A 20170-nucleotide genomic window follows, 5' to 3' on the forward strand; every position below is an offset into this window, starting at 1 on the left:
CATGCGATTTTTGATAACAGCCATCGCCACTTTACTGGGTTCTTCCGCTTTGGCCTGCGAGCCGCCCGTGGTTCATATTGAAGCCGATGGCAATGCGCGGTGGATCGATGTTGGGCGGGGAGAACGAGGATCGATGGAAGCCTATGCCGGCCCCGCACCCTCGGCCCAGCACATTCTGGTGATCGATGAGGACCAGTCAGCTACCCATTGGTACACACCCGGCAGTACCCCGGCCGACATAGCGCTTGCCTTTGGTGTCAATAACTATGTCTATTCCGGCTCTGAACGTTGCGCACCTCCCGGCATGCCGCGCGACCTCGATCGTCTCCCTGATGATCCTCCGCCTGAGGAGTTGCCCCCCGGAAAGCCCCCCATAGAGCTGTTTCCTGATGAAACCACTCTCGGCATCCGGCCGCGATCCGGCCTCTGGCAAGCCCGCCTTGGCAAGGGCCGCCTTGAAGGATGCCCGCCCCTGATGCAGCAGGTCTTCCCGAAATCGGCCGGTGCGCTGCCTTCAGAATGGCTGGAGCCGCGACGACTTGAGTTCGAGGCGCCGTTCCATCCCGACCAGCTTGAAATGTCCCGCCGACTTTCCGCTGAAGGCCTGAGCCGGGTCGCATGGCGCGCTGCCGGGGAGGATGCATGGCAAGCGGAGATATTTTCGAACCTTTTCGGGCAGATTCCGGCAGGGCAGGGCGCAGGCAGCAAGATGACCTGGCGGCTGACGCTGAAGAGCGAGACGGAGATCGAACATGTGGCGACCGTCCATATCGTTCTTCCGATCGAAGCCTCCGCCGTTCTCGGCGGAAGCGAAAACTGCCGAATGGTCAGCCGCAACCACTGGGTCAGGGTTTCCGATTGATCAGCCGGTGGGATTTTCTCCCCGGAGAGCCACGGGAACGGGCGAAGGCATTCTGATGGCCCCTTGACGTCGGATCCAGCGTTCCCGGCTGCCCGCGACCGGTCATCGGGGCGCTGACCCAAGATTCGATCTCACCGATAATAATCCTTGGCATCAGGTCCCCAATGACGCCAAAACGGGATCCGGCACGACGGAAACACGTAGGAATCATGGTTTTTTGAGAGAATTGGCTGGGGAACCTGGATTCGAACCAAGATTAACGGAGTCAGAGTCCGCCGTTCTACCATTGAACTATTCCCCAACGGGCGGCGGATCGTGTCCGTACCGCGTCGGTGTGGCGGGCTTATAAACAAATCGCCGCGGCTTGCAAATAGGGTTTCGGAAAAAAATAGACGCCTCGCGCTGCCTCTATCCGGGCAGTGTTGCCGGTCATGAGGCAATGTCGCGTGGGAAAAACCGGTTGGCGAAGCTGTTGGTCGCTGGTATGATCGACGCAACGTAAAACAAATCGTGCCTGCAGCATGCGTTTCTCGGCTTTGCGCGGCACGGAGGAATAGTACAGTGACTGACCCCGAAGGCGGCAACAAGCCGCAACCCCAGGGGGCGTCGGCGCAATCGCGCAGGGATGGCAAGTCCACCCGGCGCGGCAGGAGCAAGCGGAAAGGATCACGGCCACCGTCCGTGACATCCGGCTCCGTGGAAGCCGGGGCTGCTTTGCCCCCAGGCCATGCCGAACGTTCCGATATGACGGGCGGACAGCCCTCTCGCAAGCGAAAGCGTCGCCGTCGTGGTGGTGGTCATGCCGCCGAGCCGCAGACGCGGCCTGTGCAGGCGCGGGAAAATCACTCGGCCAACGCCGCCGGTGCTGTCTCCGAACCCGGCAAGGCCGGAAAGTTCGGCAAGAGACGGCGACGCAACCGCAATCGCCGTCACCATACGCCGCAACAGGTCGCCGCAGTCGCTACCGTCGTCGAGGCGATCCGTCCCGTTGCGCCGCCGATGCAGGCGCGTGAGGTAGCACGAGAATCCGGACACCACGCGCCGCACGTTCCCGCGTCTCACAGCGGTCCGGTTGACCTCTACGCCGCGCTCGATCTCGGCACCAACAATTGCCGCCTGCTGATCGCTCAGCCGACCCGGCCAGGCAGCTTCCGCGTTGTTGATGCGTTCTCCCGGATCGTCCGTCTCGGCGAGGGACTGGCTGCGAGCGGAAGGCTCTCGGAAGAGGCGATGGACCGCGCCGTCGAGGCATTGAAGGTCTGCTCGGTCAAGCTCGCCGGGCGGGATATCCGCCGCATGCGACTGATCGCGACAGAGGCTTGCCGGGCGGCCGCAAACGGCGAGGACTTTCTCTCCCGCGTGACCACCGAAACCGGTTTGAAGCTGGAGATCATCAATCGCGAGACCGAGGCGCGGCTTGCCGTATCGGGCTGCTCGTCGCTTGTGGGTCGCGAAGCCCGTTCCGTGGTTCTGTTCGATATCGGTGGAGGGTCCTCCGAAATCGCCGTCATCCGCATTGGCGAAAATCGCTCCAGCCGACTTGCCAACCACATCACCCATTGGACCTCGCTGCCCGTGGGTGTCGTGACATTGTCCGAGCGCCATGGCGGCCGCGACGTGACGCCCGATGTCTTCGAGGCGATGATCAACGAGGTCGAGATCATGCTCGGGCGGTTCGAATGCCCGCCGCTGCAGGAAGGTCATGATTTCCATCTGATCGGGACATCCGGAACGGTGACGACCCTTGCCGGCGTCCATCTCGACCTGCCGCGCTACGATCGTCGGCGCGTCGACGGCCTGTGGCTGAGCGATGCGGAAGTTTCGGCCATGCAGGCCAAGCTGCTGTCGTGGGGATATTCCGAGCGCGCGGCCAATCCCTGCATCGGCCCAGATCGGGCCGATCTGGTGCTGGCAGGCTGCGCTATTCTGGAGGCGATCCGTCGCCGCTGGCCGGCGGGGCGAATGCGGGTTGCCGATCGCGGTCTTCGCGAGGGTCTTTTGACCGACATGATGGCCGATGACGGCGTCTGGCGTCGGGGTCGCGGCCGTCGCCCGCCGCGCGAGAGGGAACACGCATGACGAAGCCGCCGATCGGCCGCAAGCTCGGCCAGAAGGTCAAGAAGGGCAAGCTCAAGGCCTCGTCCCGCCGTTGGATCGAGCGCCATATCAACGATCCCTATGTGCAACGCGCCAAGCTGGAAGGTTATCGCGCCCGCGCGGCTTTCAAGCTGCTGGAGATCGATGAAAAGCACCAGATTCTCAAAGGCGCCAGGCGCATCATCGACCTCGGCGCCGCACCCGGCAGTTGGTCGCAGATCGCCGCCAAGGTCACCGGTTCGACGGAGGAGGATATCCGCGTCGCCGCGATCGACTTCCTGGAAATGGCGCCTTTGCCGGGCGTGAAGATCCTGCAGCTCGATTTCCTCGATCCGACGGCGCCGGAGAAGCTGATGGAAGCGATCGGCGGCGCGCCGAACCTCGTCATCTCCGACATGGCGGCGCCGACGACAGGGCACCAGAAGACCGACCATCTGCGCACCATGCATCTCTGCGAAGTGGCAGCCCATTTCGCGGTCGAGGTGCTGGCCGAAGGTGGACACTTCCTCGCAAAGACGTTCCAGGGCGGCACCGAACGCGACCTGCTCAACATGCTGAAGCAGAATTTCCGCCAGGTTATCCATGTGAAGCCTGCCTCGTCGCGGGCGGAATCGGTCGAAATGTTCCTACTTGCCAAGGGGTTCAAGGGTCGTAGGTCCGAAGAACAAGTCGACGACGACGATGCGAGCTGAGGATGTCGGACCATGCTTCTCTATCTGACTCTTGGAACGAACGATCTCGCCCGCGCCATCCGGTTCTATGATCCAGTAATGGCAACACTCGGTTATGACAGGTTGCGGACCGAACCGGTGGAAGTAGGTTATGCCCGCGTCGACGACACCCGTTGCAGGCTCTGGATAACGGAGCCGTTCGACGGCAATCCCGCCACTTTCGGCAACGGTACCATGCTGGCGCTCGATGCGCCCGATCGCGCTGCCGTCGATGCTTTCCATCGGGAGGCGCTTGGCCATGGCGGCACGGACGAAGGCGCCCCTGGTCTCCGGCCATACCACGCCCATTTCTACGCCTGTTATGTGCGTGACCCGGACGGCAACAAGCTCTCGGCCGTCTGCGAGAAGCCGGAATAACCTCTTCCGCTATTTTGGTGGAACATCGTCCGTGGCCACCACCCTCCGGTGGCCCGAGACATTGGCGCCCGTTTCCGGTGGCAGGGCCAGGAAGGGCAGGACGGCCGTTAGCGACAGGACCGCCACCACGCCGAAAGCGGTGTGGAAATCCGCAAGCGACAGAGCGGTGCCCTTCAGGTGCGTGCTCGCCTCCAGGATGGCCGCCGCTGCGGCGACACCGAGCGCAAGGCTGATCTGCTGCAATACCGAGCTGGTGGCTGTTGCCTGGCTCGCTTCCCTGTCATCGATCTCCGCATAGGCAAGTGCATTGATGCCGGTGAAGAAGAATGAACGGCAGAAGCCTGCCACCAGCAGCACGCCCATGATCAGCGCGATTGATGTGCCCGGGTGAAAGAACGCATTGGCGGCGGTGGTCGCGGCGCCTGTCACGGCGGCGGTGATCAGGACCGTGCGAAAACCTGCCGCGGCGAACACCTTGCGCGCAACCGTTTTCGTCGTGATCGCGCCGATGGCGCCGACGAAGGTGATCATGCCGGATTCGAATGGCGTCATGCCGAAGCCGAGCTGCAGCATCAGCGGCATCAGAAACGGTATCGCGCCGGCGGCGATCCGAAAGACCGACCCGGCCGTCACCGAGGCGCGAAATGCGGGTTTTGAAAAAAGGCTCAGGTCTATAAGGGGGGCCGGATGGCGACGAGCATGGCTGACATAGAGCGCCGCCGCGATCAGTCCGATCAATGTGGTGCCGATACCGAGCGCCGGTGGAAGCGCCGGAAGGCTGACAACGGAAAGGCCGAACACCACGCCTGACGCCGCCAGCGCCGAGTAGACGAAACCCAGCCTGTCGATTGGCGGCGGGTTCGTCGACGGCACCTCGGGCAGGAATACGGTCGCTGCCCAGATGCCGATCGCTCCGATCGGCACATTGATCAGGAATATCCAGTGCCATGAGAAATAGGTGGTGATGAAGCCGCCGATCGGCGGTCCCGTCAGCGGTCCCACAAGTCCCGGGATCGTCAGCAGCGCCATGGCGGAGACGAGGTCACTGCGTTTCGTTGTCCTCAGCAGCACAAGGCGCCCGACCGGCGTCATCATCGCGCCGCCCATCCCCTGGAGGAAACGGGCTCCGACAAAGAACGCCAGCGAATCCGCCATCGCACAGAGGATCGATCCAAGCACGAAGACGACGATGGCGAGCCGGAACACACGCTTGGCGCCGTAGCGATCGGCGATCCAGCCGGAGATCGGAATAAAGATCGCGAGCGCCACCATGTAGGCTGTCAGCGCGAGTTTCAGCGTGATCGGCCCGACGCCGAGATCCGCCGCAATCGCCGGAAGGGCCGTCGCGATAACGGTCGAATCCATCTGCTCCATGAAGAGGGCGACGGCGAGGATGAGCGGGACGATTCGGTTCATGAGCCGACGGTCGCGTGAGGGAAGGCGGGTCTTTCTACCGTGTGTCTTCGGCCGTGCCAATCCATCGCGGTGCCATTCCTCCGAGGCCACGCCGCCTCCCGGTCACGGAGAGTTTATTGAATTCGACCGGAACCGACTTCGCATTGCTTTCGTTTGGCCGCTTTCATCGTGCCGCAATAGGTACACGCCCGTGGAGGAGTGGGTAGAACCCTGCCTGGTTCGTCAGGTGACGTTTGCGGGTCGAACCGAAGCGTCCTGACGATCTCTAACATCGGAGACGACATGGACGTTATGCCTATCAACGCGCCCGGGGAGCCGGAACCCGAAAGCGTCCATGTGCTCGCCGAAGTCGCGAGATGGATCCTGGAGGTCGAAACGTCAGGCATGATGGCCTTGGACCGAAGCGAGACCGCCACCGCGGAAGCCGCGTTCCTGGCCGACATGCTTGACGGTTGACGGTCTCCACTATGGCCCGTCTCCACCGTTCCGGATCACGTGTGCGTGAGCCCCGCTTTCCGCGGAAGCCATCCCATCTAGTTTTAGCCTCGCGCACACCGAGAGGCGCCTTTCTAGAGATTTTGGAGGATGAGATGATTTCGCTGAAAAGAAGAGGTTTGCTTGGCGGCGCTGGTATGGTTCTCGCAACGCCGATGCTGATGAACCGCGCGGCCTTCGCCCAGGAACAAGTGGCTCCGGATCCCTCCAAGGCCGCTGACATCGACAAGATCATGCCGCCGGATACCCACCGGTTGAAATTGGGTAGCTTTGAAGTCGTCGTGATCAAGGATGGGTCTCGAGCCTCGGGCGCACCGCAGGAGACTTTCGGAACGAACCAGTCGGCCGAGACCGTCGGCGCGCTTCTCGAACAGAACTTTCTTCCGGCAGATAATTTCGTCAACAGCTTCTCGCCCGTACTTGTGAACACCGGATCTGACGTGATCCTGTTCGACACCGGACTTGGTGAGGGTGGCCGCGCCAACGGCATGGGTCGTCTGATTGAAGGTCTGATGGCCGCGGGCTACACCCGCGAGGACGTGACCGTCGTGGTCATTACCCACATGCATGGCGACCACATCGGTGGTCTGATGGAGGGCAGCGAGCCCGCTTTCCCGAACGCACGCTACGTTACCGGTCAGGCGGAGTATGATTTCTGGGTCGATCCGGCTCGAGAGGGAACGGCTGCCGAGGGCGGCCACAAGACCGTGCTCGCAAAGGTCAAGCCACTTGCCGACAAGATGACGTTCATCGGCGATGGTGGCGAAGTGGTATCGGGCATCACCGGCATGGCGGCGTTCGGGCATTCGCCGGGCCACATGATCTATAACCTCGAATCGGACGGCCGACGGCTGCTTCTCACGGCCGACACCGCCAATCACTTCGTTCTGTCGCTGCAGCGGCCGGAATGGGAGGTTCGCTTCGACATGGACAAGGCGGCAGCTGCGGCGACGCGCAAGAATGTCTTCGATATGGTCGCTTCGGATCGCATTCCGTTCCTCGGCTACCACATGCCGTTCCCAGCTGTCGGCTATGCCGAAAAGCTCGATACGGGTTATCGCTTCGTGCCTGTCAGCTACCAGTTCGACATATAGGGTAACGATGGCCGCGCGGGTTGTCCGTGCGGCCATGTTCCGTGTCAAACGTGATAATAGAGTTCGTCTGCTGCCTGTTCCAGGTACTGGTGCATGCGGCTCGCGATCTCGGCCTCCTGCACGGGAACCCGCGCGTTGGCGAAATCCTGGCGAATACGGTCGAGCAGCCGGTGCGGTTCGACGATCTGAGTGGTCGCGAGCGATCTTGCATAGGCCTCGACGTCATCGATGCCCATCACATAGCCTGCCCAACGTCCGATCATGGCGGCGCCACGTGCGTCGGCCTTGAAGCGAAGTTCCTGCTGGCGGGCGAACTGGGTTTCGAGCGCACGCGCCCGTTCGTTCAATGCGGTCATTTTTTGCCCCTTTTGTTGATGCGTCCGGTTGCCCCCCGCAACGCATGAGCCCGTTATAGACGGGGAAGTTTCAAGCCTCGTATAAACAGAGGCTAAAATTTGAACGTTCTACCGGATTTCTTCCCCCGGGCGCGCTTCGCCTGTCGCGATGATAAGTCCAGGACGTTTTGCTATTCCCTTCCTGTCATGAACGTGTTACCAGCCCTCGCCAACTTCCAAGCATTTCATGCAGAAGCGACCCGGTGAGGACAGTCCTTTTCCGGTGGACTCTGCCTATTCGAACGAAGGACTTTGGCAATGGCACGCATCGTAATGTCGGCAACCGGCGCGGAAGCGCTCACTTTTGACGACGTCCTCCTGCAGCCGGGGCACTCCGAGGTGATGCCGGGGCAGACGAATATCGCGACCCGGATCGCAAAGGACATCGACCTCTCCCTGCCGATTCTTTCCTCCGCTATGGACACGGTGACCGAAAGCCGCCTGGCGATTGCCATGGCGCAGTCGGGTGGCATGGGCGTGATCCACCGTAATCTCACCCCGGTCGAGCAGGCCGAGGAAGTCCGCCAGGTCAAGAAGTTCGAAAGCGGCATGGTCGTCAACCCGGTGACGATCAATCCAGAGGCAACGCTCGCGGAAGCGCTGTCGCTGATGAAATCGCACGGCATCTCCGGCATTCCCGTCGTCGAGAACGGTGGCCGCCCGGGTCGCCTGGTCGGTATTCTCACCAACCGCGACGTCCGCTTCGCCTCGGATCACTCCCAGAAGATCCACGAGTTGATGACGAAGGAAAACCTCGTCACGGTCAGGGAAAACGTCGATCAGCAGGAGGCCAAGCGGCTTCTGCACTCTCACCGCATCGAAAAATTGCTGGTGGTCGACAATGACGGGCGCTGCATCGGCCTGATCACCGTCAAGGACATCGAAAAGTCCCAGCTCAATCCGAACGCCGCCAAGGATCTGCACGGTCGTCTGCGTGTGGCCGCCGCCATTTCGACCGGCGATGACGGCCGCGAGCGCGCCGAACGCCTGATCGAGGCGGGTGTCGACGTGATCGTCGTCGACACGGCCCATGGCCACTCCCAGAAGGTCCTGGATGCGGTTGCGGTCACGAAGAAGATGTCGAATTCGGTACGCATTATCGCCGGCAATGTCGCGACGGGCGAGGGTACTCGCGCCCTGATCGACGCCGGAGCGGATTGCATCAAGGTCGGCATCGGGCCTGGTTCGATCTGCACCACCCGCGTCGTCGCCGGCGTCGGCGTGCCGCAGCTGGCGGCCGTCATGGCTGCCGTTGAGGAAGCCAACAAGCATGGCATTCCGGTCATTGCGGACGGCGGTATCAAGTTCTCCGGCGACGTCGCCAAGGCGATCGCCGCGGGCGCCTCTGCCGTCATGGTGGGTTCGCTGCTCGCTGGCACCGACGAAAGCCCGGGCGAGGTCTATCTGTACCAGGGCCGTTCGTTCAAGGCTTATAGGGGCATGGGTTCGGTTGGTGCGATGGCCCGCGGCTCGGCAGACCGCTATTTTCAGGCTGAAGTCCGTGACACGCTGAAGCTGGTGCCCGAGGGTATCGAAGGCCAGGTCCCTTACAAGGGTCCGGTGGCGGCCGTCCTGCATCAGCTCGCCGGCGGCCTGAAGGCGGCGATGGGGTATGTCGGCGGTGTCGATATCAAGGATTTCCAGTCGAAGGCGACCTTCGTGCGCATCTCCGGCGCAGGTCTTCGCGAAAGCCACCCGCACGGTGTTACCATCACACGCGAAAGCCCCAACTATCCGGGCGCAGCTTGAGGCTTTGAAGGCTCGGGCGGCACAATCGCCGCCCTCCTTCCAAATGCATACTGAAAGACATTTGGATGACTGGTTTCGAGATATTCTGGCCGATCCTGGCGCAGGTTCTGCTTGTCTACGCACTCTACGGTCTGCTGCGTATTCGCCGCCGCAGCATGGTGCGCGAGGGGCGGATGGACGACGACGGCATTCGCTGGAGCGCAAATGATCCCCCACAAAGCCTTGTCGTCAAGAACTGCATCGCGAACCAGTTCGAACTGCCCGTTCTGTTTTATGTATGCTGCATCCTGCTCTACATAACCGAAGCCGACAACCTGCCGTCGGTTGTCGCAGCCTGGGCGTTCGTGGCGTCGCGTTATGCCCATGCGGCCGTGCACGTCACAAGCAACCGGGTGTCGGTGCGATTCCCCCTGTTCATGGCCGGTTTCATCCTGCTTGGCGGCTTGTGGGGCTGGCTCGCGCTTTGGATGGCGACCTCCTGAACATTGACATCTCACGCGCTTGTGTCTTTGCGCGCGGGGCGCCTGTCCTATCTTCCTTCTCGCCGGCATCGAAGCCGGACGGCGACAGGAGGAAGACACATGACGACTCCGGGTATCACCCAGGCGATGATCGATGCCTATGACGAATACACGCACCTGACACTCGATCGGCGCGGCTTCATGGAGAAGCTGACGAAGCTTGCGGGCTCCGGCGCTGCCGCGGCGGCGATCATGCCGATGCTGGCCGCCAACAAGGCCAACGCCGCAATCGTAGACGAGGCAGACGCGCGCCTCGCTGCAGAGGACATCACCTATCCAGGCGCCGGCGGCGAGATGAAGGGCTATCTCGCGATACCGAAGGATGCCGCCACAACCTTGCCCGCCGTCATCGTCATCCATGAGAACCGCGGACTAAACCCCCATATCCGCGATGTCGCGCGCCGCATGGCACTGGAAGGCTTCGTCGCGCTTGCATCCGATTTTCTCTCACCGCTTGGCGGCACGCCTGAAAATGAAGATCAGGCGCGCGAGATGTTCGGCACGCTCGACATGCCGGCGGCGGTGGCGAACGGCGAGGCGACGCGTGCCTTCCTCGCTGCCCACGAGAAGGTCAACGGCAAGGTGGGCGCGATCGGCTTCTGCTGGGGCGGCGGCATGGTGAACCGTATGGCGGTGGCCTCTCCGGAACTGGGAGCCGGAGTCGCCTACTACGGCTCGCAGGTGCCGGCCGATCAGGTGCCGCAGATCAAGGCGCCGCTGATGCTGCATTACGCCGGTCTCGACGATCGCATCAATGCTGGCATCGAGGCCTACAAGTCGGCGCTCGATGCGAACGGCAAGACGTATGAACTCCATATGTATGACGGCGTAAACCACGCCTTCAACAATGACACGTCGGCCGCACGCTACGACAAGGCGGCTGCCGACCTGGCCTGGAGCCGGACCGTGGAATTTCTGAAGAAACACCTGGCTTGAGCGGCGGTGAGGGGCGAGGCGTCCGCCTCGCCCTTTCGTGACCGTTTCATGAAACTTCGGCGCCATTGATATTGATCAAGCGACCGCGCGTCTCGCCCCACTACCTTCCTGTCACGCCCGCATCGAGAAGGATGCGGAACAGCGATAGCGTGACAGTCAAGGAGTCTAGACATGGCATCGACAATGAAAGCCGCAGTCGTCAGGGAATTCGGAAAACCTCTGGTGATCGAGGAAATGCCGATACCGGAGCCGGGCCCCGGCCAGATTCTGGTGAAATACGAAGCAACAGGCGTCTGCCATACCGACCTGCACGCCGCCAACGGCGACTGGCCGGTGAAGCCAAATCCTCCGTTCATCCCCGGACACGAGGGCGTTGGTTATGTCGCGAAACTGGGTGCCGGGGTGTCGCGCATCAAGGAAGGCGACCGGGTCGGCGTTCCTTGGCTGCATACGGCCTGCGGCTGCTGCTCTCCATGCCGCACCGGCTGGGAAACGCTCTGCGGCAGCCAGCAGAATACCGGCTATTCCGTCAATGGCACCTTCGCGCAATATGGCCTGGCCGATCCCGATTTTGTCGGTCGGCTGCCTGATAATCTCGAGTTCGGTCCTGCTGCCCCGGTGCTTTGCGCCGGCGTCACGGTGTACAAGGGCCTGAAGGAAACCGAGGTCAGGCCGGGCGAATGGGTGGTCATTTCCGGCATCGGCGGTCTCGGCCATATGGCCGTCCAGTATGCCAAGGCGATGGGCATGCATGTCGTTGCCGCCGATATCTTCGATGACAAACTGAAACTCGCCAGGGATCTTGGGGCTGATCTGTGCATCAACGGCAAGGCCGCGGATGCAATCGACCAAGTGCAGAAGGCGACCGGCGGCGTTCATGGAGCGCTCGTCACCGCCGTATCACCAAAGGCGATGGAGCAGGCCTACGGGTTTCTGCGGTCCAAGGGTACGATGTCACTGGTCGGCCTGCCGCCCGGCTTCATCTCCCTGCCGGTTTTTGAGACGGTGCTGAAGCGCATCACGGTGCGCGGTTCGATCGTCGGAACAAGGCAGGATCTTGAGGAGTCTCTGGTCTTTGCCGGTGAAGGGAAGGTCAAGTCTCACTTCTCCTGGGACAAGATCGAGAACATCAACGACATCTTCCACCGGATGGAAGAGGGCAAGATCGACGGCCGTGTCGTGCTGGATCTCGCGGCCTGACAAAGCGATGCAATGCAAGCGGAAGCCAGTAGAGCTGCTTCCGCTCGCATTTTAAGAAAACCGGAGTAGAATCGTTCAAAAAGTGTGAATTCGCCTGCCTTATAACGTGCCAACAGGTCCACGATCGGGCCTTTTCCGGTGGGGGAGTGCGATGAGCGGGGGAAAGAGCGGCAAGGCCGGGGGGCGTTTGCAGCTCAGGAAAAAACCGCAGCAGGAGCGAAGCATCCAGCGGCTAGAGGCCATCCTCGCCGCAGCCCGCGAGCTCGTCGCCGAAAAAGGCGTCGAAGGGTTGAAAATGACCGAGATCGCCGCCGCCGCCGGTATCCCGATCGGGTCCCTCTATCAGTTCTTTCCGGAGCGCGCAGCTGTCATTCGTGCCCTTCACGATCTCTACACGTCTCGGGTTGAGGACGGAACGCGGCGCGTTTTCTCGCAGATCACCACTCTCGCTGCGGCGGAGGAACAGCTTTCCTGGGCTATCGATGCGGCCTATGACTCTTTTCGAGGCGATCCCATTTACCTGCCGGTCTGGTTGTCCTCGATGTCAGACCGGGACCTGCAGACCTTGAATGTCAATCATCAGCAGCGCCTGACGCAGATTCTCTGCGATGCGTTCAGACCGCTTCTGCCCCAGGGCAGTGCGATCGATCTGGAAACGCGCGTGATGCTGTTCGTCTATCTTTCCGGAGCGGCAGTCCGGCGGGCCATGATCGAGGACGACGCAACGGCGCGCCGCATCCTGGACGAGTTCAAGGCATCCGTTCGCAAAACGCTGTTTTCCGCCTGACGCGTTGTCTTACCAGCCGGGGATCATGTGTCCGGCGCGAAGGCGCGGATAGTAGCGCGGCAGACCCTTGATATCCCCTTCGAGCTCGTCGTCCACCGCCTGGGCCGGGGTGATGTTGTCGAGGCAGGCCGTGATGTGGTCGGTGATCGCATTCATCAACGAGCTGGAAAGCCCGGGTCGTTTCATCAGGCCGATCTGTACCGGTGGCAACGGCGGGAAACCATCCGATTGCGTCAGCACCTTCATGCCGGTTCGAAGGGCCGATTCTGGCAGGACCGACACCGCCATCCCGGCAAGGACGGCGGCGGCGACGACGGTCGACGACCAACTCGTGAACAGCACCTGATAATCGCGACCATCCGCATCCAGGGCTGAGCAGGCAAGCTGGCGCCAGTTGCAATCGCGGCGGCCGACAGCCAGGGGCACTGGGGCGTCGTCGCGAAGCGGGTGGTTGGCGGAGGCAACCCAGCAGAGCGGTTCGGTCCGTACGACGTCGGATTGGCGCAGCCTCGGATTGTGCGTTACAAGCGCGATATCTAGCTCGCCGCGGGACATCTTTTCAGAGAGGTCTACCGAGGGCTCGCAGACGATGTAGAGCTCCACATTCGGATGAGTCTTCGCAAATCGCCCGATGATCTCCGGCATGTATCGGTCGGCGTAATCGTCGGGCGTTCCGATCCGCAGCGTCCCTTCCAGTCGATTGTCGTCGAAAGCGGCCAGCGCCTCTGAGTTCAGCCTTATGATGCGACGCGCATAGTTGAGAAGCTTCTCTCCCTCGGCAGACAGGCGGTTTCCTCGGCCGTCCTTGACGAACAACTGCTTGCCGATCCGCTCCTCCAGGCGCCGCATCTGCATGGAGACGGCCGACTGTGTCTTGAAAACGCGACCGGCCGCTTTCGTGAAGCTGCCTGTATCCACGATCGCTATGAAGGTCTGCAATTGGTCGATATCGAGCGGCGCTGACATGGTTTCTCCCATCAGAAGGGCTGATGATAACTATTAGAAACATTCGTTGGACTGATCAATAGGTATACTTCATTCTCACCACCGTCACAGAGAGCGCAGGGGCAGATGCCGGATTGGCCGGCACCGGCAGCCAGTGAACTTTCCCACCACGTGGGAGAGAGCGCCTATTTGTGCCTGGACGAGGAAGGACCAACGCCATGACCATGACAGGACGGCTACTCGAACTGGATATTGAACGGCCGGTTGCGCAGCGCGGCTTGGGCGTCAATCGTCTGTGGTCCCTCCTTGCCGATGTGTTCAGGGCGCTCGTCAATCGCCATGCCGCCACACGTCTCGCAGACCTCGATGACGCGCTGCTGAACGACATCGGTCTCACCCGTTCGGACGTGGAAAGAGTACTTCGTACGTCGCCTCTTTCCGAAGACCCGACGCGGCGCCTGTCACTCGTGGCGCGGGCGCATGCGATGCGGGCCTTGCCTCCAGTTTGATCCACCGCACCCATCCCCGCAGGGTTGTGCCAATGCACCCTGCTCCTTGCCCGATGAAAGCCGCCTTTCATCGGGCTTTTTTCTTTCAATTTAGGACAAATTGATCCGATTTCGGCTGTGGAAAAGCCGCTGTGGTAACGGATTTCTAACCGCGTCACGTGATGCTGGTTTCAACCATTCATACTCGTGCGCCTTCTGAGCCGGAGCCTTACTCATGCGCCTTTCCAACAAGCTTCCCTTTGCGGCGGCAATGTTTGCCCTTGTCTCCATCGGAGCATCTACCGTCGCGAGCCTCTATCTCGAATACGGGCAGCTGCAGCAGCAGGTCTATGAGAAACTGGAAGCCACGGCCGACGGCCGCCGGAACGAGGCGCGTGGCTATCTGGAAGGTGTCCGCCTCGACATTTCGTCGCTGTCTTCGAGCTTTACCACCCAGCAGGCGCTGTTCGGCTTTAGCGGCGGCATGAATTTCCTCGGTGACGATCCGGCCAAGGAGTTGCATGCGCGATACATTGACGGCAATCCGAACCCGGAAGGCGAGAAATACAAGCTCGATACGGCGAAGAAGGACGCCTACGACCGCGCTCACAAGCAATATCACCCAGGCTTCCTCAAGCATCTTCAGGCGCAGGGATATTACGACGTCTTCCTCATCAATCCCGCAGGCGTCATCGTCTACACGGTGATGAAAGAGAGGGATTTTGGAACGAACCTGCTCTCCGGACCCTACAAGGAAAGCGGTCTGGCCAAGGTATTTCAGACCGCCATCCAGTCCAAGGACGGCACCGTTTCCATGTCTGAGTTCGAATCCTATGAGCCGTCAGCCGGCGCCGCCGCGTCGTTCGTGGCCTCTCCCATTCTCCAGAACGGTCGGCCGATCGGTGTCCTCGCCTATCAGTTGCCGAACGACCGCTTCAACCGGCTGTACGCAAACAGCAAGGGTCTTGGGACAAGCGGCGAAACCATCCTGGTCAGCACGCGCGGCGAGGTCATCAACGACAGCGTTCATACGCCCGGAAACGATTCCCTTGCCGTGAAGGTGGATGCTCCGCTCGTCACTGCCGCGCTCAGCGGGCAAGAGTCGTTCGGCGAACTTCCCGGCTACCGCGACATGACCAGCTACGCGGCATCCTCGCCACTCGAATTTGCCGGCAGCCGCTGGGCGGTTGTCGCACTGGTCGATTCCCGTGAGGTCGCGGCAAAGCTTTACACATCCGCGATGGCCTCGATTGCCATTGGTGTCGTTCTCATCGTTCTCGGCTCCATCGTTGCCCTTGTCTATGCGCGTCGCCTGACGGCGCCGATCTCCAGACTTGTCGATGGGATGGCGGAACTTGCACGGGGCAACACGGACATCCGGCTTGATGGGCAGGAGCGTGCTGATGAAATCGGCGACATGGTTCGCTCCGTTGCCGTCTTCCGCCAGGCTGCCCTCGACAAGCAGATGCTCGAGCGCGAGGCTGACGAGCGCCGGAACGCAACCGACGCTGACCGCCGCGCCCGCGAAGCCGAAAAGGCCGCGGAGCAGGCGCAGCTCAGCGAAGCAATTGAGATTCTCGGAAACGCGCTGCAACGCCTCGCCAATGGTGACCTGACGGCCCGGATCGACCGGCCGTTCGGCTCCAATCTCGATCGTCTGCGGGTCGACTTCAACGCCTCTCTCGAGCGACTGTCGCAAACGGTTGCCTCCGTAAGAGCCAACGTCACCGAAATCAACGGCAAGAGCGGCAAGGTCGGCAGCCTCACCGATGATCTGTCGCGCCGCACCGAGCAGCAGGCCGCCGCCCTGGTCGAGACCTCCTCGGCAATCCGACAGATCATGGAAGCCATTCGTCATTCGTCGGAGCGCGCGGAAATCGCCTCTAAGCTGGCCGCCGACGCACGCGGCAATTCGGACCGCTCCGGCAATATCGTTGGCGATGCGGTCAGCGCCATGGAGCGTATCGAGAATGCCTCGTCGGAAATCTCGAAGATTATCAACGTCATCGATGAGATCGCCTTCCAGACAAACCTGCTGGCACTCAACGCCGGTGTCGAAGCCGCCCGTGCCGGCGAGGCGGGCAAGGGTTTTGCTGTCGTCGCCCAAGAGGTGCGGGAGCTCGCCCAGCGTTCCGCGAATGCCGCCAAGGATATCAAGGCGCTGATCACAAAGTCGGGCGAAGAGGTGGCAAACGGCGTGGGTCTCGTGAAGGAGACCGGGTCTGTGCTATCGACGATCGCCGGACAGGTCGTGGAAATCAACGATCATATCCATTCGATCGCCGGTGCGGCACGGCAGCAGTCCGCCGGTCTGAAGGAGATCAGCGGCGCGGTCGTGCGGATGGAGGACTCCACCCAGAAGAATGCTCAGGCCGCGATGCAGACGAATGCCGACATGCGCCACCTCGCGAGCGATGCCGAGGGGTTGGCGGCGCTGATCGATCAGTTCACCGTGGATGGCAGCGATACGGCAGGTTTGTCGCGTCCATCGAATACCCGCTTCGAAAGTGCCGCGTCCCCGGCGCCCGCCAACATTGCCGCCCCGGCGTTCCGCGCTGCGCCGCGCGTTGCCCCCGCCACGGACAAGGCGCGACCGGTAGCCTCGCCCGCCCGCTCGCTTCTTAACAAGCTGTCGGCGGGTTTGGGCGGTGGCAAGCCCGCACAAAACGAAAAGCCCGCCGGCGATGCGGACTGGCAGGAATTCTGATCCGGCCTCGTGAAGACCGATACAAAAAGGCCGCTGCGTGATGACGAGGCGGCCTTCTTCGTTTCAGATTGTTATGCGGATCATGCCGGCTTGGAGTTCTTTGGCTCCGGCCCGTCCGTCTCTTCCGAAGTCGTGGACTGGGCGGACGTCGAGGCCGACAAATAGCTGTCGAAGATCTGCTCCATGCTTTTTTGGTAGCTCTTCTGCACTTCAAGCCCGCTGTCGAACATCGAGTTGACCATGTCCTGGAACGCCGTGGCACCGCCGTTCGCAGACGGCTTTGCCTCAGGAGTCGGGCTCGCGGCCTGACCGGATGCCGAGCCCATCATCTCCTGAAATGCCTTGGCAAACGGATTGTCCATGAACGGGTTTGCCGCCGCCTTCGATTGCGCGGTCGGCGCCATTCCCATCATCTGCTGGAATGCCTGGGTGAACGGGTTATCGAAGGGATTGGCCGCCGGTTCGGGTTTCTTTGGCGCAAAACCCGCGCTTTCCAGCCATTGCTCCATCATCGCGCCCATCGGCGTGTTGGCGAAAGGATTGGACGCGGGCAATTGCCCTGTGGCCTGCTTGAACAGCCCGCCCATCAGGGTATCTGCCATTGCCGGCATCATTTGCTTCAGGATCTCCTGGCCAATGCCCGTCATCTGTGCCGCCTGGGCTGCTATCGCCCGCGAAACCTCTTTCGAGCCGAACAGATGCTGGAGCACCGTGTTGCCGTCGGCCACGCCCTGCGGCGTGAACGCCTTCGTCATATCCTCGAAATACTTGGCGTAGTTTGCCGAGCTCATGGAGGCGAGCAGGGCGGAGAAATCGTAAGGGTTGGTCGCACTTCGCTTCAGTCCCGATGAGAAGGCCGGCGTCAACGCTGCCATCGCCTTCAGCACCTGTTCCTGCGCCAAGCCGAACTGCTTAGCAGTCGCCTCCATGGCCGCGCCGTTTTGAGCCTGTAGCATCATGTCGAACAGCGGCAACATCGGCGATCCTCTTTCGGATGGAGCGAAGCATCTATACGTCACTATATCCGGAAACGTGCGTCCGCAAACCGGCTTTTTACCGCCGGTGGCGCAAAGTCACAGTGAAATCGGCAGGTTGCGGACGACAAGCGGTCGACGTCAGTACTGGTACTCGTCGAAGACGGGTTCGACCGAGCCGTTCCAGCGGCCCTTGTAGAGCGACAGGAGATCGTCCGCGAGCGTGGCGCGCTTGGCGAGTATTTCGTCCAGCGACCCGAGGAAGACACTCTCGTCCTGGCCCTCGCCATTGAGCCGTCCGCGGCGCTTCAGTCCCCCGCGCGAAATCGAAACGGTCTCCCGCGCGACGTCGTAAGCCGTGCCAGCTGCGAGCGGCGCGTCGAGACCGCCGGTCGGTACTGCGTTTCGAAGTGCGATCACGTCGGCATGCGACCAGGATGCGGTCAGCGCATCAGCGGCGTCCAGTGCATCCTGATCATAGAGCAGACCGACCCAGAAGGCTGACAGGGCACAGATACGCCGCCAGGGTCCACCATCCGCTCCGCGCATTTCGAGGAAGCGCTTGAGGCGTACGTCGGGGAACAGTGTCGACAGGTGGTTGGTCCAGTCGCCGAGAGTCGGTTCCCAATCCTTGATCTCACCCTTTAGCGCGCCGTTCATGAACTGGCGGAAAGTGATGTGGGTACAGTCGTGATAGCGCCCGTCGCGGACGACGAAATACATCGGCACATCGAGCGCCCATTCGACGTAGTCGGCGAACCCAAAATCGTCATTGAGCGTGAAAGCCGGCACGCCGGCGCGCGCATTGTCGGTGTCGCGCCAGATTTCGCCGCGCCAGGATCTGTAACCGTTCGGCCTGCCCTCGGTGAACGGCGAGGACGCGAAGAGCGCCGTCGCGATCGGCTGCAGTTTCATGCCGACGCGCATCTTCTTGCGCATGTCGGCTTCCGAGGAAAAGTCGAGATTCACCTGAATCGTGCAGGTGCGGTACATCATGTCGAGACCGTGGCTGCCGACCTTCGGCATGTAGCGCGTCATGATTTCGTAGCGAGATTTGGGCATCCGGGGCGTTTCGGCCAGCGACCACTTCGGGCTGCCGCCGATGCCCAGGAACCGGATGCCCATCGGCTCGGCGATCTCCCGCAGCATGGCGAGATGCTGGTTGGATTCCTTGCACGTCTCGTGCAGCGTCTCGACGGCGGCGCCGGACAATTCGAACTGACCGCCCGGCTCGATCGAGATGGCGCCCTGACCGCTGCCGCCGGCGAGGCCGATAATGTTCCCGCCGTCCATGATGGGTTCCCAGCCAAGCGTCTTTTGCATGCCGGTCAACAGCGCCGAGATGCTGGCCTCGCCGAAATACGGAACGGGAGAGTGGTCCGTCTTGAAGAAGGCGAACTTTTCATGCTCTGTTCCGATGCGAAACGCGCTTTCGGGTTTGCAGCCCCCGGCGAGATAGTCGGCGAGTTCTCCGACGGACTGGATGGGCGTCTGGTCGGTGGTGTCACGGGCCATGTGGAATACCTTGTGGCAGTGCCGGCCCGCGGGGGTCACGGCGTATCTCTGGCTGATTGGACCGGATTGAGCCGGTTCGCAAGTGAATTTCTTTCAACGGCTTGTCAAAGGCTGTAAACGGCGGCTCGCCCTGTTGTCGAAGCTATAGGGGAGTCAGGCCCAGTCCCCGACAGTCGCCTGGATAACGGCCATTGCCGCGACCGCCGCCGTGTCTGCGCGCAGTATCCGCGGACCGAGCGGGATCGCGGTGACGAAATCGCGGCTTCGCAAAAGCTGCCGTTCCTCATCTGAAAACCCGCCTTCCGGTCCGACGAGAAGCGCGAGTCTGCGTTCACGGATCGCCGAAAGCGCCGGGAGAGGGTTTTGCGTGCTGCTATCCTCGTCGCAGAAAATGATGCGCCGATCCGTCGGCCAGGCGTCGAGCAGGTCCTTGAGCTTCTGCGGCGCCTTTACCTTCGGAATTGCCAGCACCCCGCACTGTTCCGCGGCTTCGACGGCGTTGGCCTGGAGACGGTCGATGCTGCCGAGCTTGCCCTGCACGTGCTGGGTCATCACGGGTTGCAGAATGCCCGCGCCCATTTCGACCGCCTTCTGCACGAGGTAGTCCATCCGCCCGACTTTGAGCGGTGCGAAGAGAAACATCAGATCACAGGGCGAAGGTTGGGGTCGCGTCTGTTCCACAGCCATCATGACAATCTTCTTGCGGCTTGGAAACTCGACACGCGCTTTCCATTCGCCGTCGCGTCCGTTGAAAAGCAGCAGTTCGGTGCCTGCCTCGTATCGCAGCACGTTGGCGAGATAGTTGAACTGTTCCGGGCTCGCCTCGATCGAAGCTGCCGCCGAGAGAGCGGCTTCGATGTAGAGCCGCTGCATCTTGTAGTTCGCACGCATTGTCGTTCCG

General features: G+C 61.6%; 19 protein-coding genes and 1 tRNA gene. 13 read left to right on the forward strand and 7 right to left on the reverse strand.

Annotated features, from left to right (window positions below; translation table 11 throughout):
• The first annotated feature begins 67 nt into the window (after window positions 1-67).
• On the forward strand, window positions 68-862 hold the full coding sequence (locus tag J5J09_RS04350; RefSeq protein WP_208548463.1) for a hypothetical protein: 795 nt from the start codon (window positions 68-70) through the stop codon (window positions 860-862).
• Between the two features lie 227 nt (window positions 863-1089).
• Here J5J09_RS04350 and J5J09_RS04355 read toward each other — a convergent pair.
• Window positions 1090-1163, reverse strand: a tRNA-Gln gene (locus J5J09_RS04355).
• Between the two features lie 260 nt (window positions 1164-1423).
• Between J5J09_RS04355 and J5J09_RS04360 the strand changes: the two genes are divergently transcribed.
• Genes J5J09_RS04360 through J5J09_RS04370 form a run of 3 tightly spaced genes read left to right on the forward strand, consistent with a single transcriptional unit; the run spans window position 1424 to window position 4047 of the window.
• Window positions 1424-2941 (forward strand): Ppx/GppA family phosphatase, encoded by a 1518-nt coding sequence (locus tag J5J09_RS04360; protein ID WP_208548464.1) that lies wholly within the window; start codon window positions 1424-1426, stop codon window positions 2939-2941.
• On the forward strand, window positions 2938-3651 hold the full coding sequence (locus J5J09_RS04365; protein WP_208548465.1) for an RlmE family RNA methyltransferase: 714 nt from the start codon (window positions 2938-2940) through the stop codon (window positions 3649-3651). Before J5J09_RS04360 ends, J5J09_RS04365 begins: the two co-directional genes overlap by 4 nt.
• Before the next feature lie 12 nt (window positions 3652-3663).
• Window positions 3664-4047, forward strand: a complete 384-nt coding sequence (locus J5J09_RS04370) for a VOC family protein (protein WP_208548466.1) — start codon at window positions 3664-3666, stop codon at window positions 4045-4047.
• Window positions 4048-4056: 9 nt separating this feature from the next.
• Here J5J09_RS04370 and J5J09_RS04375 read toward each other — a convergent pair whose 3' ends face one another.
• Window positions 4057-5463, reverse strand: coding sequence for a DHA2 family efflux MFS transporter permease subunit (locus J5J09_RS04375; protein WP_208548467.1), 1407 nt, complete (start codon window positions 5461-5463; stop codon window positions 4057-4059).
• Between the two features lie 282 nt (window positions 5464-5745).
• Between J5J09_RS04375 and J5J09_RS04380 the strand changes: the two genes are divergently transcribed.
• Entirely contained in the window at window positions 5746-5919 is a 174-nt protein-coding gene (locus J5J09_RS04380; RefSeq protein WP_208548468.1) for a hypothetical protein, read from the forward strand.
• Between the two features lie 134 nt (window positions 5920-6053).
• A complete protein-coding gene (locus J5J09_RS04385) occupies window positions 6054-7052 on the forward strand; it encodes an MBL fold metallo-hydrolase (RefSeq protein WP_208548469.1) in 999 nt (332 codons plus the stop codon).
• A gap of 44 nt (window positions 7053-7096) precedes the next feature.
• Here the strand turns inward: J5J09_RS04385 and J5J09_RS04390 are convergent, their stop codons facing one another.
• Entirely contained in the window at window positions 7097-7408 is a 312-nt protein-coding gene (locus J5J09_RS04390) for an ATPase inhibitor subunit zeta (protein ID WP_208548470.1), read from the reverse strand.
• A gap of 297 nt (window positions 7409-7705) precedes the next feature.
• On the opposite strand from J5J09_RS04390, the gene guaB reads away from it, so the two are divergent.
• From guaB to J5J09_RS04415, 5 genes are all read left to right on the forward strand, one after another.
• The gene (gene guaB / locus J5J09_RS04395) at window positions 7706-9196 is read left to right on the forward strand and encodes an IMP dehydrogenase (protein WP_208548471.1); all 1491 of its coding nucleotides are present in this window, start codon (window positions 7706-7708) and stop codon (window positions 9194-9196) included.
• Window positions 9197-9261: 65 nt separating this feature from the next.
• Entirely contained in the window at window positions 9262-9678 is a 417-nt protein-coding gene (locus tag J5J09_RS04400; RefSeq protein ID WP_208548472.1) for an MAPEG family protein, read from the forward strand.
• Between the two features lie 99 nt (window positions 9679-9777).
• Window positions 9778-10653: a dienelactone hydrolase family protein gene (locus J5J09_RS04405; protein WP_208548473.1), complete on the forward strand. Its 876-nt coding sequence runs from the start codon at window positions 9778-9780 to the stop codon at window positions 10651-10653.
• Between the two features lie 171 nt (window positions 10654-10824).
• Window positions 10825-11853, forward strand: coding sequence for an alcohol dehydrogenase AdhP (gene adhP / locus J5J09_RS04410; RefSeq protein ID WP_208548474.1), 1029 nt, complete (start codon window positions 10825-10827; stop codon window positions 11851-11853).
• Between the two features lie 151 nt (window positions 11854-12004).
• On the forward strand, window positions 12005-12640 hold the full coding sequence (locus J5J09_RS04415; protein ID WP_208548475.1) for a TetR family transcriptional regulator: 636 nt from the start codon (window positions 12005-12007) through the stop codon (window positions 12638-12640).
• A 9-nt stretch (window positions 12641-12649) separates the two neighbouring features.
• Here J5J09_RS04415 and J5J09_RS04420 read toward each other — a convergent pair whose 3' ends face one another.
• Complete coding sequence (locus J5J09_RS04420; protein ID WP_208548476.1) at window positions 12650-13606, reverse strand: LysR substrate-binding domain-containing protein; 957 nt, start codon at window positions 13604-13606, stop codon at window positions 12650-12652.
• 197 nt (window positions 13607-13803) lie between these two features.
• Between J5J09_RS04420 and J5J09_RS04425 the strand changes: the two genes are divergently transcribed.
• Together J5J09_RS04425 and J5J09_RS04430 are read left to right on the forward strand one after the other, a co-directional pair.
• Window positions 13804-14094, forward strand: a complete 291-nt coding sequence (locus J5J09_RS04425; protein ID WP_208548477.1) for a DUF1127 domain-containing protein — start codon at window positions 13804-13806, stop codon at window positions 14092-14094.
• Window positions 14095-14308: 214 nt separating this feature from the next.
• On the forward strand, window positions 14309-16780 hold the full coding sequence (locus J5J09_RS04430; RefSeq protein ID WP_208548478.1) for a methyl-accepting chemotaxis protein: 2472 nt from the start codon (window positions 14309-14311) through the stop codon (window positions 16778-16780).
• An 80-nt stretch (window positions 16781-16860) separates the two neighbouring features.
• Here J5J09_RS04430 and J5J09_RS04435 read toward each other — a convergent pair whose 3' ends face one another.
• The 3 genes from J5J09_RS04435 to J5J09_RS04445 all read right to left on the reverse strand — a co-directional run bounded on the left by J5J09_RS04435 (window position 16861) and on the right by J5J09_RS04445 (window position 20160).
• On the reverse strand, window positions 16861-17757 hold the full coding sequence (locus J5J09_RS04435) for a DUF937 domain-containing protein (RefSeq protein ID WP_208548479.1): 897 nt from the start codon (window positions 17755-17757) through the stop codon (window positions 16861-16863).
• Between the two features lie 138 nt (window positions 17758-17895).
• Window positions 17896-19269 (reverse strand): glutamate--cysteine ligase, encoded by a 1374-nt coding sequence (locus tag J5J09_RS04440; protein ID WP_208548480.1) that lies wholly within the window; start codon window positions 19267-19269, stop codon window positions 17896-17898.
• A 153-nt stretch (window positions 19270-19422) separates the two neighbouring features.
• Window positions 19423-20160 carry a 16S rRNA (uracil(1498)-N(3))-methyltransferase gene (locus tag J5J09_RS04445; protein ID WP_208548481.1) on the reverse strand — a complete coding sequence of 246 codons (738 nt, stop codon included), beginning with the start codon at window positions 20158-20160 and terminating at the stop codon, window positions 19423-19425.
• Window positions 20161-20170: the final 10 nt, after the last annotated feature.

This window comes from Ciceribacter sp. L1K22, from assembly GCF_017599385.1.
GTDB lineage: Bacteria > Pseudomonadota > Alphaproteobacteria > Rhizobiales > Rhizobiaceae > Allorhizobium.